This window comes from Enterocloster citroniae (genome assembly GCF_040545455.1).
Taxonomy (GTDB): domain Bacteria; phylum Bacillota; class Clostridia; order Lachnospirales; family Lachnospiraceae; genus Enterocloster; species Enterocloster citroniae.
In genome coordinates, this window is the sequence record NZ_JBEPLZ010000049.1 from 1 (window position 1) to 16,257 (window position 16,257).

General features: G+C 49.3%; 13 protein-coding genes and 2 pseudogenes. 13 read left to right on the forward strand and 2 right to left on the reverse strand.

What is annotated here, in order from left to right; all coding sequences use genetic code 11:
• The first annotated feature begins 197 nt into the window (after window positions 1-197).
• The 6 genes and pseudogenes from ABID13_RS27930 to ABID13_RS27955 all read left to right on the forward strand — a co-directional run.
• Window positions 198-854 carry a helix-turn-helix transcriptional regulator gene (locus ABID13_RS27930; RefSeq protein ID WP_007864088.1) on the forward strand — a complete coding sequence of 219 codons (657 nt, stop codon included), beginning with the start codon at window positions 198-200 and terminating at the stop codon, window positions 852-854.
• Between the two features lie 186 nt (window positions 855-1,040).
• Window positions 1,041-1,409, forward strand: coding sequence for a RidA family protein (locus tag ABID13_RS27935; RefSeq protein ID WP_007864090.1), 369 nt, complete (start codon window positions 1,041-1,043; stop codon window positions 1,407-1,409).
• Window positions 1,410-1,441: 32 nt separating this feature from the next.
• Entirely contained in the window at window positions 1,442-2,632 is a 1,191-nt protein-coding gene (locus ABID13_RS27940) for a pyridoxal phosphate-dependent aminotransferase (RefSeq protein WP_007864092.1), read from the forward strand.
• Window position 2,633: 1 nt separating this feature from the next.
• A complete protein-coding gene (locus ABID13_RS27945) occupies window positions 2,634-4,013 on the forward strand; it encodes a sodium:solute symporter family protein (protein ID WP_045093259.1) in 1,380 nt (459 codons plus the stop codon).
• A 531-nt stretch (window positions 4,014-4,544) separates the two neighbouring features.
• Window positions 4,545-4,793: pseudogene (locus ABID13_RS27950) on the forward strand (group II intron reverse transcriptase/maturase); the annotation flags it as partial.
• A pseudogene (locus ABID13_RS27955) lies at window positions 4,793-5,392 on the forward strand (IS66 family transposase); the annotation flags it as partial. The pseudogenes ABID13_RS27950 and ABID13_RS27955, both read left to right, overlap by 1 nt.
• A gap of 134 nt (window positions 5,393-5,526) precedes the next feature.
• Here ABID13_RS27955 and ABID13_RS27960 read toward each other — a convergent pair.
• Entirely contained in the window at window positions 5,527-5,781 is a 255-nt protein-coding gene (locus tag ABID13_RS27960) for a hypothetical protein (protein ID WP_082174032.1), read from the reverse strand.
• 70 nt (window positions 5,782-5,851) lie between these two features.
• The gene (locus tag ABID13_RS27965; protein WP_007864100.1) at window positions 5,852-7,801 is read right to left on the reverse strand and encodes an ABC-F family ATP-binding cassette domain-containing protein; all 1,950 of its coding nucleotides are present in this window, start codon (window positions 7,799-7,801) and stop codon (window positions 5,852-5,854) included.
• Window positions 7,802-8,086: 285 nt separating this feature from the next.
• Between ABID13_RS27965 and ABID13_RS27970 the strand changes: the two genes are divergently transcribed.
• The 7 genes from ABID13_RS27970 (at window position 8,087) to ABID13_RS28000 (ending at window position 16,071) form a co-directional block, all read left to right on the forward strand.
• Window positions 8,087-8,749 (forward strand): redox-sensing transcriptional repressor Rex, encoded by a 663-nt coding sequence (locus ABID13_RS27970; RefSeq protein WP_007864102.1) that lies wholly within the window; start codon window positions 8,087-8,089, stop codon window positions 8,747-8,749.
• Window positions 8,750-8,855: 106 nt separating this feature from the next.
• The gene (locus ABID13_RS27975; protein ID WP_048931384.1) at window positions 8,856-10,400 is read left to right on the forward strand and encodes an NAD(P)H-hydrate dehydratase; all 1,545 of its coding nucleotides are present in this window, start codon (window positions 8,856-8,858) and stop codon (window positions 10,398-10,400) included.
• Between the two features lie 15 nt (window positions 10,401-10,415).
• On the forward strand, window positions 10,416-11,606 hold the full coding sequence (gene alr / locus ABID13_RS27980; RefSeq protein ID WP_007864106.1) for an alanine racemase: 1,191 nt from the start codon (window positions 10,416-10,418) through the stop codon (window positions 11,604-11,606).
• A gap of 134 nt (window positions 11,607-11,740) precedes the next feature.
• Complete coding sequence (locus ABID13_RS27985; protein WP_007864109.1) at window positions 11,741-12,088, forward strand: type II toxin-antitoxin system PemK/MazF family toxin; 348 nt, start codon at window positions 11,741-11,743, stop codon at window positions 12,086-12,088.
• A 221-nt stretch (window positions 12,089-12,309) separates the two neighbouring features.
• On the forward strand, window positions 12,310-13,806 hold the full coding sequence (locus ABID13_RS27990; protein ID WP_007864112.1) for a hemolysin family protein: 1,497 nt from the start codon (window positions 12,310-12,312) through the stop codon (window positions 13,804-13,806).
• The gene (locus tag ABID13_RS27995) at window positions 13,766-15,148 is read left to right on the forward strand and encodes an MATE family efflux transporter (protein WP_007864114.1); all 1,383 of its coding nucleotides are present in this window, start codon (window positions 13,766-13,768) and stop codon (window positions 15,146-15,148) included. Before ABID13_RS27990 ends, ABID13_RS27995 begins: the two co-directional genes overlap by 41 nt.
• Window positions 15,149-15,342: 194 nt before the next feature.
• Window positions 15,343-16,071: a YebC/PmpR family DNA-binding transcriptional regulator gene (locus tag ABID13_RS28000; RefSeq protein WP_007864116.1), complete on the forward strand. Its 729-nt coding sequence runs from the start codon at window positions 15,343-15,345 to the stop codon at window positions 16,069-16,071.
• Window positions 16,072-16,257 lie beyond the last annotated feature (186 nt).

Genomic DNA, 16,257 nt, shown 5'->3' on the forward strand with positions numbered 1-16,257 from the left:
GCAGACTTTTCAGTGCGCCTTCCGGGCGCAAGCAGGTAACAGCCCCTTATAGGGGCAGAACAAGCCACCGGCTAAGCCGGTGGTCTTGACTTTTGTCTTGTTCTTTTCAAGTGATTTTTTAAAGTAGAGTTGACTTAAAAAAAAATGTGGAATAAAATGATACTATGTTATTACCATAAAAGAAGCAGGTTGAATGAATGAAGCTGACAGAAACGGATAGGAAAATACTTAAATCATATGACACTGTGCTGGATGGATTGGCTGATTACCTGGGAGAGGGATGTGAAATCGTACTTCACAGTCTTGAGAACCTGGAACAGTCAGTTATTAAAATTGTCAATGGACATCACACAGGAAGACGGGTAGGGGCCCCCATCACCAACCTGGCACTGGAAATGCTGGATGAGATACAGAAAAATAAAAACCAGACAGGCATTTCGTATTTCACACAGAATAAAAAGGGAGAACCTTTAAAGTCTGCGACTATCGTGATACGCGGAGAGAATGACCGAACCATTGGACTTTTGTGCATTAATTTTTATTTAAACATGCCGTTGGCTGATTTCCTCTCTGTCTTTACTCAGGGAAATGGCTCCGGCGCGGGAGCGCAGGCAGAGGTCTTTTTGGACAGCAGCCATGGCCTTCTGGAGGATGCGGTAGCTAGCGCCAGGCAGGCAGTATCATGTAATCCCTCTATCTTACCATCTCTGAAAAACCGGAATATTATCCGTATGTTATATAATCAGGGAATCTTTAATATGAAGAATTCAGTGGATTATGTTGCCAGCCAGCTGAATATTTCAAAAAATACGGTGTACATGCACCTTAGGTATATAAAAGATGAACATAGGTAAAGTTTAAAAGAGAGCAAAGATTTGATCCAGGGAATCCTTGCTCTCTCTTTTTTTGCCAAATTAATAAAAAAAAAATTATTAAATCTGTAGATTGACTAAACTAAAATTCATTGTTATAATAAAAATAGATAAAAATAATTAATAAAATATAAACAAAATATAAATAATTCATAAAGGAGGAAAAAGATGAAAGTAATTTCCACAACAAAGGCACCAGCAGCAATTGGCCCGTATTCACAGGCATATGAGGTAGGGAATCTCGTGTATGCATCCGGTCAGATTCCAGTGGATCCCGTTACCGGACAGGCGCCTGATGGAATTAAAGCCCAGGCAGAACAGAGCTGCAGGAATGTAGGCGCTATATTGGAGGCAGCGGGCCTAACCTATGAAAATGTCGTGAAGACAACCTGCTTTTTGGCGGATATGAATGACTTCCAGCAGTTTAATGAGGTTTATTCTGAATATTTCACGTCTAAGCCAGCCAGGAGCTGTGTGGCAGTCAGATCCATTCCCAAGGGGCTTTTGTGTGAGATAGAAGTGATTGCTGAAAAGTGAACAGTTAAAGTAAAAGGATGAGGAGGAATACGATGAACAGCTTTACAAACAGTGAAGTTAATTTGGAGGTCCTGAAAAAGCGCGCATACAACATGAGATGGGCGGAAGTGGAAGAGGGGATGATTCCGCTGACAGCAGCAGATCCGGACTTTCCGGCTCCCAGGGAGATTGCGGATTCATTGATCGAATATATAAAAGGCGGGTATTTTTCTTATACTCCCAAAAGAGGGTTCCCTGAATTTGGGGAGAGTCTGGCAAGAGCAGTAAAAAACAGAAAGAACGAGGATATTGACCCAAAGCTGGTACTGCCGGTGGACAGTGCTGCGCGTGGAATGCACATCATTGCTCAGGCTGTTTTGACCCCGGGAGATGAGGCCCTTGTGTTCGACCCGGTTGATTTTCTGTTTAAGACAAGTATGGAAGCAGCCGGTGCAAAGGTAAATCTGTTCCCCATGAAATTTCGTGAGGATGGCACCATAGATTTCAGCGATATTGAAAGCTATATCACACCAAAGACAAAGATGCTGGGACTTTGCAATCCCCACAATCCCCTTGGAAAGGTTTATCCGGTAAAGGATTTGGAATACCTTCTGGATCTGTCAGAGAAGTATGGTTTTTACATTATGAATGATGAGATCTGGTCGGATATCGTGTATTCTGATGCAGAGTTTAACAGCATTTGTTCCCTTGGAAAGGCAAGGAATAAGAGGACACTTTCCGTATTTGGCTTTTCAAAAAGCTTTGGGATTGCCGGCTTACGTGCAGGCTGCATTTATTGTCAGGATGAGGATATTTTTGAAAAGCTGGTGGAGGCATCCCTGGTTGATACCACTATAGGCGGCATCTCTTCACTGTCCCAGATTGCGGCAATTGCCTGCCTGGATAAGTGCTACGGATGGCTGGACCAGTTTGTAGCCCATCTTCAGTCCAACCGGGACTATGCATTGGAACGCCTCAATCAGATACCGGGAGTAAAATGCTATAGGCCTCAGGCTACATTTGTTATATTCCCGGATGTATCAGAACTTCCCATGAGCTCAGAGGAACTGGTGGAATATTTAAAGAAAGAGGAGAAACTGGCAATTGTTCCCGGCGGAAAACAGTTCTTTGGACCTGGGTCGGAAGGGCATGTAAGAATATGCCTGGCTACCAGCAGAGAAATCCTTAAAGAGGGCCTTGACCGTATGGAGCGGGGGATTCGTAAACTTGTGAAGGAGGCGTAATATGGCGAAAGTTCTTGTTGCATTTATTTACATGGTTGCTATCTTGGTCATAGGATTTGTCAGTGCCAAGCGGGTAAAGACAGCAGAAGATTTTGCTACGGCAGGAAAGAAAATTCCATTTTGGACTAATGTGTACTCCATGGCATCTGCACAGATTGGAGCCGGCGCCACTATGGGCGTGGCCAGTATGACCTATATGTATGGTTTTTCCGGCATGATCCTTGGATTCGGAGCAGCCACAGGGGCTATATGTTCAGGACTTATCTTTGCCAAAAAGATCAGGGAAGCCAATGTCACAACGATACCTGAACTTATAAGGAACCGTCTGGGTGAGCGAGTTGCAAATATGATCTGCATACTGACCATCATACAGGTATTCGGAATACTGGCAGGACAGGTACGCTCCCTTGGAACCATTCTTCAGATTTTCATACCGTCCCTCAGCCTGTTGAATGCAATTATTATCATGAGTGTCATTATGATGATCTATTCGGTAGTAGGCGGAATGGTAGCTGCCACGAATACGGATAAACTGAATGTCAGCATTATGATCATATCAGTTATGGTGATCACGCCTATTATTGCCATGATGAAGATCGGCGGTACCCATGGACTTGCTCTTAATCTGAGCGCGGATCAGAAGAGCCTGACCACCATGGGTATAGTCCCCATGATTTCCACCTTTTTATACTTCGGTCTGGTGGGTATGATCAACAATGAAAACTTCCTTAGAATATGCGGTGCCAAAAATGCACATGAGGCAAAGGGAGCAACCCTGACAGCCGCTCTTTTGATCTACCTTCCATATATGATTTTTGCCGGTCTGATCGGTATCATGGGCATTCTTTTGATCCCAGAACTGGGGACTTCCGATTCCATTATCCCTGCAATGATCGATAAGATGACAGGGGATTTAACAGGTGCATTCCTTCTTTCAGGACTTCTGGCAGCTGTTATGGGAACCGCGGCATCGGTTGCCATGGCTACCAGCGTAACATTTACCAGGGATGTGGCAGTACGTCTGAAACGTGACATGAGTGGTTCTGATGTGCTGAAGATTCAGCGTATTTCATTGATCGTATTTACAATTCTGGCCATTATTGTGGGATATCAGGGAACTTCCATTGTTACAATCATGGAAGATGTAGGTGCACCATGCGTGGCTGCATTGATCCCCATTTTCCTTGGAATGTTTTTTTGGAAAAAGACAAACCCCAGAGGAGCAGCCATTACGATCGCAGTTGCTGTGATATCCACGGTCGGCTACTGGTTAATGGGTTCACCTCTGGGAATCAGCCACTTCCTGTTTGGGCTGGCTTGCTCCACCATAGCCTTGTTTGTAGCCTGCCCATTAACTTACAGGGGAGAAGATGATAAGTAGGAGGTGAAATGATGCTATATACAGTACTTGATGTGATAATCATTGGAGGGGGATGCGGCATTGCTGCTTATCTTCTCTATAACATGCTAAGAGAGACATTTAGGAAAAAATAAAAAACAGGAGAACATACCAGATAGGGGATTCCCCCCTGTATGTTCTCTTGTTTTTTATTCTCGTGCGCCCGGCGGCGCACGTTTTTAACCGGTGAAAGTCTGGAATCCGCCCGGTAGTGGGAAGGATATAGCTGAAGGCAAGGGTGTCCATCGTGAGGTGGAATCTGAAGAAAGCCGGATGTGGGGAATATACTAACCCGCGGGCAAATCTCTGGTCTGACGAACAGAAATCACATCAGGCTATGCATGAGGGTAAGACTGCGAGCCAAGCCGAAGCCCAATAACTACACGGAATCATGTATGGTAAATGTGGCAGATGGATGGAGAGAAAGAAACGTGTGGTACCCGGGGAGGTCTGTACGGAATGTCCTGAAAGGGATAACCACTATCGAGAGATAGCGCGGAACGTGAAGGGGATGTGAGAGCGCACCGTTCTTTCCGCCGGATATGGAAGGAAAGGGACAGTGCACAGCCGGAACTTTTGGAAAAGATACTGGACAAGGATAATCTAAACAGAGCTTATAAGAGAGTGAAGGCAAACAAGGAAGCGCCGGGAATCGATGGTATGAGCGTGGAGGAAATAGGCGCGTACCTTCGAGAAAATCAGAAAGAACTTATCGAGAGAATCAAAGGTGGGAAATACACTCCTGACCTGGTAAGACGAGTAGGGACTGGCTGTCTCCGATTGTCGGGCTTTTACGGAAAAGACTTCTGGAACAGGGATACCTGCACATTGACGAGACGCCGGTACAGGTGCTGGGTGAAGCCGGAAGGAAGAACACCACAGATGCTTATAAAGGCTATGAAAAAGTATCCGGGATTACCAGATGTTATTGTTGGACACACCTTCGCAGATACTTTGTGGATGCTCTTGCGAACGATACGGAAAGCCGGGAAACAACGATTCCGGCACAGGCCATCAGCTACATCAATAAGGTGTTTGAGATTGAGAAAAAACTGGAAGTCCTGTCTCCCCAGAGCAGGAAGGAACAGCGTCTGATACAGGAAATGCCTGTATTAGAGGCCTTTTGGTCGTGGGCGGAAGAGGCATTTGCCGGAATCCTTCCAAAATCCAAACTTGGAGAGGCATTTAGCTATGCCTTCAACCAGAGAAACGGATTGATGAATTATCTGCTGGACGGGAACTGCGCTGTCTCAAACAATCTTGCTGAAAACTGCATCCGTCCCTTTACGATAGGGCGTAAGAACTGGCTGTTTTCTGGAAGCCCCAAAGGAGCCGAAGCCAGCGCAGGGATTTATACACTGTACTTAATTATAGTGCTTTATATGCGGAATACAAAAAAACAAAAGGAAAAGCATCGTACATCTAGACTGAAAACCTTATCGTTAGACAGTCTGACGCACGGTGGTGTGAGAGGACGGCGGTCAATCACCGCCTCCTACTCAATTGTAAGGTCTTCCTCCTGCTTTGGCTCCCCGTCTGGTCCATCCAATGGTTCCGGAGGATCGGAGGGTTTTAAGACCCGTGTCATCAGTCCCATGGAAAACATGATGATGGGTATGAACACCATGGAAAAAATTACTGCCATCAGGTGGTTTTTGGGGGCGCCTGTCACTGCCAGGACAATGGCAAGCACAAACAGTCCCCCTAAAAGCACCACTCCGGCCAAAGCAAACATCCGTTTTAATTTCATAATATGACTCCCTTCGCCTTTCCTTCCGATCAAGGCTCCCGCCTCTTTTGGCGGTGAGCCGTCCGTGTTTTTAATCCTCTGCCAGTTCTTCCCAGCGCTGGTACAATTCCTCCAGCCGGGATGCGATCTCCTCCTTTTCCCTGTTCAGCTCCATCAGCCTGGCCACATCGGTATAAACCTCCTCCTGGGCCAGAAGACCGTCAATCTCGCTGTCCCTGGTTTCCAGGGCATGGATGGAATCCTCTGTTTTCTTAAGCTCATTCTGGCGTTTGCGGATCCTGGCCTGTTCCTCCTTCTGGGCTTTCCAGTCCATTTTCACATCGCTGGCAGGGGAGCCGGCAAAAGGTGCCGCTTCCGGACCTTCCTTTGAAGGTGAGGCAGGGGATGGGTTCCTTGCAGCAAATGCAGCTTCCACATCCTCTTTTTTCTCCAGGTAATAATCGTAATTTCCAATGTAATTGATCAGGGACCGGCTGGTCAGATCCAGGATTCTGGTGGCCGTCCGGTTGATAAAATACCTGTCATGGGACACATAGAGCACGGTTCCTGTATACCGGCACAGGGCGCTCTCCAGTATCTCCTTGGAGGTGATGTCCAGATGGTTGGTAGGCTCATCCAGTAAAAGGAAATTGGCATCGGAGAGCATCAGCTTTGCAAGGGATACGCGCCCCCGTTCGCCGCCGCTTAAGTCTTTGATCAGCTTAAACACATCATCTCCGGTAAAGAGGAAGGAGGCCAGGGTGTTGCGGATCTGTGTATTGTTCATGTTGGGATAGGTGTCCTGTATTTCCTCAAACAGCGTCTTTTCCATGTGAAGGACCTGGTGTTCCTGGTCATAGTAACCCACATGGACTTTGGAGCCCAGGCGGATCTCACCGCTGTCAGCGTCCAGGAGGCCGTTGATAATCTTTAAAAGGGTGGTCTTGCCCGTACCGTTATTGCCGATAATGGCAACCCGCTCCCCGCGTTTTATCTCAAAATCCACATTGGAAAATAAGGTCTGGCTGCCAAAGGATTTGCTCAGGTCAGTGACGGACAGAACATCATTGCCGCTGACCACATCCGGTTCCAGGCGGATATCCATGGAATCATCAATATCCACCGGCTTTTCCAACCTCTCTATCTTTTCCAGCATTTTTTCCCGGCTTTCAGCCCGGCGGATGGATTTCTCCCGGTTAAAGGATTTGAGCTTTGTGATCACCTCTTCCTGGTGTTTGATCTCCTGCTGCTGATTTAAGTATGCCCGGATTCTGGCATCCCGAAGCATGGCTTTTTTATCGCTGTAGGCAGAGTAGTTGCCTGAGAATACGGTCGCTGTTCCATTGTCCAGCTCCACGATCTTTGTGACGACCCGGTCCAGGAAATACCGGTCATGGGCCACGATAATGACGCTGCCGCTGTAGCTTTTAAGGTATGTCTCCAGCCAGGCGATGGATTCCATATCCAGGTGGTTGGTAGGCTCATCCAAAAGCAGGATATCCGGCTTGGTGAGAAGCAGCTTGCCCAGGGAAACGCGGGTTTTCTGCCCTCCGGAAAGGGTGTTGATGTGTTTGGTGAATTCCTCCTCCTCAAATCCAAGGCCCTTTAATACACCGGTAATCTCACTCCTGTAAGCATAGCCGTTGGCCAGCTCAAAGGAGTGGTTCAGGCGGCTGTATTCGGACAGCATGGACTCCAGTACATCGCCGGTGGCGGATTTCATCTCCAGCTCCAGGCTGCGGATCCGTTCCTCCATCTGGATGATGGGGCGCTTTACCTCTAAGAGTGCGTCATAGATGGTGCTTTCGCTGTCCAGATCCTGATGCTGCGCCAGATAGCCGATGGAGGTGCCTTTGCCAAGGGCTGCCACGCCCTGGTCTGCGGACAGTTCTCCGATGATGATCTTAAGCAGGGTGGATTTGCCCGCGCCGTTGATGCCCACAATGGCGGCCTTTTCATGTTCCTCCAGGTGGAAGGATACCTGCTTTAAAATATGTTTTTCTCCAAATGATTTGGTTATATTGCTGCATGATAAAATCATGGGTAACTCCTTTGTGCCAGACACTCAGCGCCTGGGTTGGGGGCGCCTGTATGCGAAAATGTTTCGCTGTATGTTGTGAGGTTTTTAGGCTTTTTATTGTCAAAAATTCTTTATTTTGCACTCATCAGTATAATATAAGAGGATATTTTTTTCAAGAACATACTTAAACGTGTTTGACATTTTTTTGACGCTTGTTTATAATAGAACCATTAGGTATGATTTAGATACTGTTATCTGGATCATTTTGATGTATCAGAGAAACGCGTAAGGGGAAGGTGGAACACGATGGAACGCAAAGAGATATCGAAGGCGGTAATTTCAAGATTGCCCCGCTATTACCGCTATTTGGGAGAGCTGATTGAAGAGGGTGTGGAGCGCATATCTTCCAATGAGCTGAGTGCCAGGATGAAGGTGACGGCATCACAGATCCGCCAGGATCTTAATAATTTCGGAGGATTCGGACAGCAGGGATACGGATATAATGTAAAGTACCTGTATGCTGAGATAGCAAAGATTCTGGGAATTGACCAGCAGCACAACCTGATTATTATCGGTGCCGGAAACCTGGGCCAGGCTATTGCCAACTATACGAATTTTGAGAGACGTGGATTTGTTATCAAGGGTATGTTTGATATCAATCCAAAGCTCATTGGTCTTGTGATCCGCGGAATTGAGATCCGGTCTGTGGATGATCTGGAGTTTTTTATCAAGGAGAACGAAATTCAGATCGCAGCCCTGACCATTCCAAAGACAAAGGCGTCTGAGATCGCAGACCGTCTGGTAAAGGCCGGCATTAAAGCTATCTGGAACTTTGCCCATACTGATCTGGTGGTTCCGGACGATGTGGTGGTGGAGAATGTACACCTGTCCGAAAGTCTGATGCGTTTGTCATACAGGGTTTGCAGTATGAACGATCAGGCGGAAATCGAAGGGAAAACGTCAAAGTAAGAAACAGCCGGCAAGCAAAGGAGAGTACCTTTTTGCTTGCCGGTTTTTGATTTCCGGGAGACCCCAATACGGTCTCTAAGTGCTCATAGCGAGGAGGTAAGCGGGGATGAGAACTTTGGTAACGGCAAAACAGATGAAGGCGATTGACGCCTATACGATCAACACCATTGGAGTGCCCTCCATGGTGCTGATGGAACGGGCGGCCATGTGGGTGGCCCGGGCGGTTGAGGAGACTGCCGGGAAAGCGGATGTGATCTGGGCCGTGTGCGGCACGGGCAACAATGGGGCGGACGGTGTGGCGGCTGCCAGGATGCTGCACCTGAAGGGATATAAAACCAGCCTGTTTGTGGTGGGGGATCCGGACCGTGGGACTGCGGAATTTCTGGCCCAGTCCGCCATTGCCCGGAACCTGGGAATGCAGATGAGGCCGTGGCAGGAAGCGGCGGGAGAGGACTGCGTTGTTTTGATCGATGCGGTATTCGGCGTTGGACTGAGCCGCCCCATTGAGGGGGAATACAGGCAGTGTATGGAAATGCTGGAGGCCCGGCATGCCGCCCATACAGTGGCGGTGGATATTCCCTCCGGGATCCATGGAGACACAGGCCAGGTCATGGGGATGGCACTGAAGGCGGATGTGACAGTGACCTTTGGATGGGAGAAGATGGGAACCGCCCTCTATCCGGGCCGTGCCTATGCGGGAACCGTCAGGGTCTGCGACATCGGTTTTCCGGAAAGCGCCCTGGATGCCGTGAGGGATCAGGAGGAGGGGTACGGGTATGGGCTTACTTATGAAAGCAGCGACCTGTGTCTGATTCCGGACCGCCCGGCCTATTCCAACAAGGGGACGTTTGGGAAGGTCCTGATCGCAGCAGGGTCCAAAAACATGTGCGGTGCAGCGTATTTAAGCGCCCTGGCAGCTTACCGCACCGGTGCGGGGCTTGTGAAACTGCTCACAGTGGAGGAAAACCGCCAGATCCTTCAGGAACGGCTGCCGGAAGCCATCATTGCCACCTACACCTCGGACCAGCTGATCCAGGGAAGGGAAGAGTTTAAGAAGATGATAGAGGAACAGATGAACTGGGCTGATGTGGTGGTGCTGGGGCCCGGGCTGGGAAGCGAACCTTATGTGGAGTATCTGGTGGAAGATATACTGACCAGTGCCTTTGTGCCGGTCATTATTGACGCGGACGGCCTTAATGCCATTGCAGGACATCCATATCTCACCACTTATTTTACGGAAAATATCATCATCACCCCCCACTTGGGAGAGATGGCCCGCCTCATCGGTGAGAGTATAGATGCCGTCAAAGAAAACCTCACAGGAGCCGCCCTGGAATACGCGGGACGTTACGGGATCACCTGTGTGCTCAAGGATGCGGCCACCGTGGTGGCGGGAAAGGACGGCACCCTCTATGTGAATTCCAGCGGCAACAGCGCCATGGCAAAAGCCGGTTCCGGTGATGTGCTTACCGGAATCATCGCCGGACTGGCCGCCATTGGGATGGAGGAGGAACAGGCCGCGCTTATGGGGGTGTATCTCCATGGGCGTGCGGGTGAGCAGGCAGCAGGGAAAATAGGACAGCACAGCCTTCTGGCTTCCGATCTGGCAGATTGTATCGGAGCAGCCATGAAGTCCGTGGCGCATGAATAACAGGAGGCATTGAAAATGAAACCATACAGCAGAGTATATGCGGCCATAAACCTGGATGCAGTGACAGCCAACATGAAGGCCATGAGGGATAACCTGCCTCCGTCCACTGCCATGATGGGTGTGGTCAAGACGGACGGATACGGCCATGGGGCAGTACCCGTGGCCAGGACCATTGACCCGTATGTGGAGGGATATGCGGTGGCATCCATTGATGAGGGCATTATACTGCGCCGTCATGGGATCCGGAAAATGATCCTGATACTGGGTGTGACCCATGAGAGCCGTTTTGAGGAACTGGTCCACTATGATATCCGTCCGGCTATGTTCCGGTACGAGGAGGTGAGGAAGCTTTCCGACACCGCGGTGAAGATGGGAAAAAAGGCCAATATCCATCTGGCAGTGGATACGGGGATGAACCGGATCGGCATGAAGCCCGATGAAAGGTCCGCGGACATGGTGTACAGGATGAGCAGGCTGGGAGGAGTCTGTATCGAAGGGATGTTCACCCACTTTGCAAAGGCGGATGAGCTGGATAAGACCGCATACACCGCCCAATACAGGGCATATACGGATTTTGTGGACATGCTCTCGGCCAGGGATGTGACCATCCCCATCCGCCATTGCTCCAACAGCGCCGGGATTGTGGAATCCCTGGAATCCAACGGACTGGACATGGTGCGGGCCGGGATTTCCATCTACGGGCTCTACCCTTCTGATGAGGTGGGCAGGGACGCGGTAAAGCTTATGCCCGCCATGGAACTAAAAAGCTTTATCACATACATAAAGACCATTGAGCCCGGAGACCAGGTGAGTTACGGGGGAACCTTTGTGGCCGACAGGACCATGCGCGTGGCCACCATACCGGTGGGATACGGGGATGGCTACCTTAGAAGCCTTTCAGGCAAAGGATCCGTGCTGGTTCGGGGGCAGAGGGCCAGGATACTGGGACGTGTGTGTATGGACCAGTTTATGGTGGACGTGACGGATATCCCCGATGCTTCGGAGGATGATAAGGTGACGCTTATTGGAAGGGATGGGGAGGAATGTATTTCCGTGGAGGAACTGGCAGAAATAAGCGGCGGTTTCCATTATGAGATCATCTGCGGCATTGGAAAGCGCGTGCCCAGAGTTTATCTGAGAGACAATCGGATCATTGGCAAAAAAGATTATTTTAATGATATTTATGAAGGCTTTGGATATATGTAAAAGCCTACCATGCTCCAAATGAAGGTCTGAATCATATTATATCAGTGTGCAGCTGCAGTGCACTGGAAGAAATGTATACACAAGTCAAATATGGTCAATACTAAGGTTGAATAAATTGACGGAGTGTGAATGATGTGATTATCAGACGTGGAGATATTTATTATGCTGATTTAAGGCCCGTGGTGGGTTCCGAGCAGGGAGGGGTCCGTCCGGTGCTGATCATCCAGAATGATGTGGGCAATAAACATAGTCCAACAGTGATATGTGCGGCTATTACATCCAGGATGAACAAAGCCAAGCTTCCCACCCATGTGGAGCTGAATACCAGGCGGTGTGCCATGATCAAGGACTCCGTTATTCTTTTGGAACAGCTGAGGACTATTGACAAGCAGCGGCTGAAGGAGAAGATATGCCATATAGACGAGGAGCTGCAGCACAGGGTGGATGAGGCTCTGATGATAAGCCTGGAACTGCATACATAGGCAGGCGGTTCCAGACGGGGATGGCTGCATTCCCCGGTGCCGGGAGGGGCATTTCCCAAACACGCCCGGGCGCCATTGACGAAATATAAGAAAAATGTTATGATAAGCAGAGTTATGCCGTGAATTTAAGGGGCGTTGCTCTGTTTTTTCATTTCCGTGAAAGGCATTTTGGGAATGAAAAGCGGATGCAGCATGAGTATGAAAGGAGTCTTACTACAATTATGGACGATGGTTATTCGCCTGTCAGTATACTGGTTTTAATTGGTTTTATCCTGCTGGAGGCCGTGTTTTACGGTTTCGGCGCAGCGATCCAGAATGTAAACGAAGGCAGACTGGAGGATGAAGCTGAGGAGGGGAATAGGAAGGCGGCCCGTTTGCTTGAGATTGTCAACCGGCCGGGGCGTTTTGTGCACACCATTCAGATCACGACCCATCTGATCGGAATGATCACAGGAGCAGTTATTCTCCCTGTCCAGGTCAATGGTCTTATGAGACATGTCCATATATTCAAGCCTCTGGCCTGGTGGAAACCAGGTACGGCTGCAACCCCGTGGTATCTGGATTCCGCGTGGTGGGAGCAGATCCTGTTTATGGCTGTGGTGACCGTGATACTGCTGCTGATCATCATCAGTTTTGGTATTATCATCCCCAAGCGTCTGGCTGCAAAGGAGCCGGAAAAATGGGGCTATCATATGCTTCCCATTGTCCTCTTTACCGCAGGGATATTTCTGCCCCTGACCAAGCTGATCACACTTTTATCCACCCTGGTGCTGAAACTCTTTGGGGTGGAGATCACGGATGATGATGACAATGTAACTGAGGAAGATATTATGTCCATGGTAAATGAAGGCCATGAGCAGGGGGTCCTGGAGGCGGACGAGACGGAGATGATCACCAACATCTTTGAACTTGGGGACAAGGAAGCATCGGATATCATGACCCACCGCACCAACATGACGGCGCTGGACGGAACCATGCCCCTTAAGGAGGCAGTGGATTTTATACTAAACGAGGGGATTAACACACGCTACCCGGTGTACAGGGAAGATATTGACGACATTACCGGGATCCTCCATATGAGGGATGCAATGGTCTGCGTGGAGAAGGCAGAATACAAGGACAAGCCGCTGATGGAGATCCCCGGACTTTTAAGGGAGGCTAACTTTATCCCTGAGACAAGGAGCATTGATACCCTGTTTAAGGAGATGCAGTCAGGCAAGATACACATGGAAATTGTGGTGGATGAATATGGGCAGACTGCCGGACTTCTCACCATGGAAGACATCCTGGAAGAAATCGTGGGAAACATCCTGGATGAGTATGATGAGGAGGAAGATTTCATCACGGCAGCAGAGGACGGCTCCTATATTATGAGCGGCCTGACGCCTCTGGATGATGTGATGGAGGTACTGGACATTGAATTTCCTGAGGAGGACAGCGATACATATGATACCCTGAACGGGTACCTCATATCACGTCTGGACCGGATTCCTCAGGAGGGGGAGAATCCACGGGTGGATTTCGGCAGATATACCTTTGAGGTGATAAAAGCCGGCAATAAGATGATCGAGAGCGTCCTGGTGTTTAAGCGCCTGTCCCAGGAGCGTGGAGACAGTGAGAAAGAAAAAGAAAATCCCCGATCAGACAGATTGGGAAAAGGTTTGGTGGAAGATAAGTATGAGAGGCCTGACAGAGAGCACGAAGGAGATGTTTCGTGACAGCAGATTTTTAAGAAAGGCCCTTATGATCGCCTGTCCGGTGGCTTTGCAGGGCATGCTGAACACGGTGGTGAACCTGGTGGACACACTGATGATCGGCACCCTGGGAGCCACGGCCATAGCGGCCGTGGGACTGGCTAATAAGGTCTTTTTTGTATTTTCCCTTCTGGTGTTTGGAATTGTAAGCGGAAGCGGAGTTTTGGCAGCCCAGTTCTGGGGGAGCGGGGATGTAAAGAACATAAGAAAGGTATTGGGACTTTCCCTGCTTTTGGCAATGGGGGGAGCCTTGTTTTTTGTGGTGCCGGCCATTGCCGCCCCGCAGTTTGTGATGCGCATTTTCACCACCAGTCAGGACAGTATCGCGCTGGGGGCAAAATATCTTAGGCTGGCCGCCCTTACATATCCCTTTATTGCCCTGACCAACGTGTATGTGGCAATGCTGCGGGCCGTGAACAAGGTGGTATTCCCTGTGATCAGCAGCTGTATTGCCATTGCCGTGAATATCTGCCTTAACTATGTGCTGATCTTTGGAAAGTTCGGGGCTCCGGCCCTGGGGGTGGAGGGCGCTGCCATAGCCACCTTTATTGCCCGTGTGATTGAGATCGGCCTGGTGCTGGGGTATGTGTACATTAAGAAAATGCCCATTGCCTGCGGGTTTACCCAATTATTTGGATGGCCGGCTGCCTTTGTCAGGAAGTTTGCAGCCACCTCGGCTCCTGTGATCGCCAATGAGTTCATGTGGGGGCTGGGAACCACCATGTATTCCCTGGCCTATGGCCGTATGGGGGATGAGGCGGTGGCGGCCATTACCATTGCCACCACCATACAGGACATTGTGGTGGTCCTGTTCCAGGGGCTCAGCGCGGCAACGGCCGTTATCCTGGGCAATGAGCTGGGGGCAGGCAAATTGAAACGGGCTGAGAAATATGCGACCCAGTTTTTTATTTTGCAGTTTATTGTCACCATGGCCGCAGCCATGGTGGTGATCGGGATCCGATGGCCCATTATCAGCCTTTACAATATTACGGCAGAGGTGGGGCGGGACGTGAATATGTGCATCCTTATTTTTGCTGCTTATATGCCTGCCAAGATGTTTAACTATGTGAATGTGGTGGGTGTGCTGAGAAGCGGCGGCGATACAAAGATGTGTCTTTTCCTGGACACCAGCGGCGTGTGGGTGATCGGAGTTCCCCTGGCCTTTCTGGGAGCCCTGGTGTGGCATCTGCCCATCTACGCGGTGTATGGCCTGGTGATGCTGGAGGAAGTGTATAAGGCAATCCTGGGATATATACGGTACCGGCAGAAAAAATGGCTGAGGAACCTGGCGGTGGAAGTACCGTAAAAGTGAAGACATCCATGAAGCCATGAGTGAGGATATATGCGAAGGCACACATGAGGCCGGGGCCCGGGATTTTTTGCTTGCCATATAAAAAAAATCATGTTAAGATAGAAAAGATGTGTATAAGATACGGCTTGGGCTGTATTTTCAAGTAGAAGAACCGATAAAAAGAAGAACAAGGAAAGGGTGTTTTACCAATGTCAGGACATTCAAAATTTGCCAACATTAAACATAAGAAAGAGCGTAATGACGCTGCTAAAGGTAAGGTCTTTACAGTGATCGGACGTGAGATCGCCGTTGCCGTAAAAGAAGGAGGAGCGGATCCTGCCAACAACAGCAAGCTGCGCGATGTGATCGCAAAGGCAAAAGCCAACAACATGCCCAACGATACCATTGACCGCGGTATTAAGAAGGCTGCCGGAGATGCCGCTTCCGTTAACTATGAAATCCTTACATATGAGGGATATGGACCAAGCGGGGTAGCCATCATCGTGGATACACTGACTGACAATAAGAACCGTACGGCTGCCAATGTAAGAAGCGCTTTTACCAAGGGCGGCGGCAATGTAGGTACTCCGGGAAGCGTGTCCTACATGTTTGACAAGAAGGGACAGATCATCATTGATAAGGAAGAGTGCGAGATGGATCCTGATGAGCTGATGATGATTGCTCTGGACGCAGGCGCAGAGGATTTCGCCGAGGAGGAGGACAGCTATGAAGTGATCACGGCACCGGATGATTTCAGCGCTGTGCGCGAGGCTTTGGAAGCCCAGAACATTCCCATGATGGAAGCCTCCGTGACCATGATCCCCCAGACATGGGTGGAGCTGACTGATGAGGAAGATATCAAAAAGCTGAATAAGACCCTGGATCTGCTGGACGAGGATGATGATGTCCAGGCCGTATATCACAACTGGGATGAGTGATTGAGAAATATGGAAATAAATGGAAGTATTGAAATAGGCTGATATAAAAGGCAGGGAACGCGCGGCAAATGCTGTGCGGGTCCCTGCCTTGTTGTGTCACAGTAAAAATAAACCACCTGCTCTGCAGGTGGAGGGAATATCTTCAGATAAAAGCAACTCCTGTGCTAAACTAGATGTAGGTCTGCA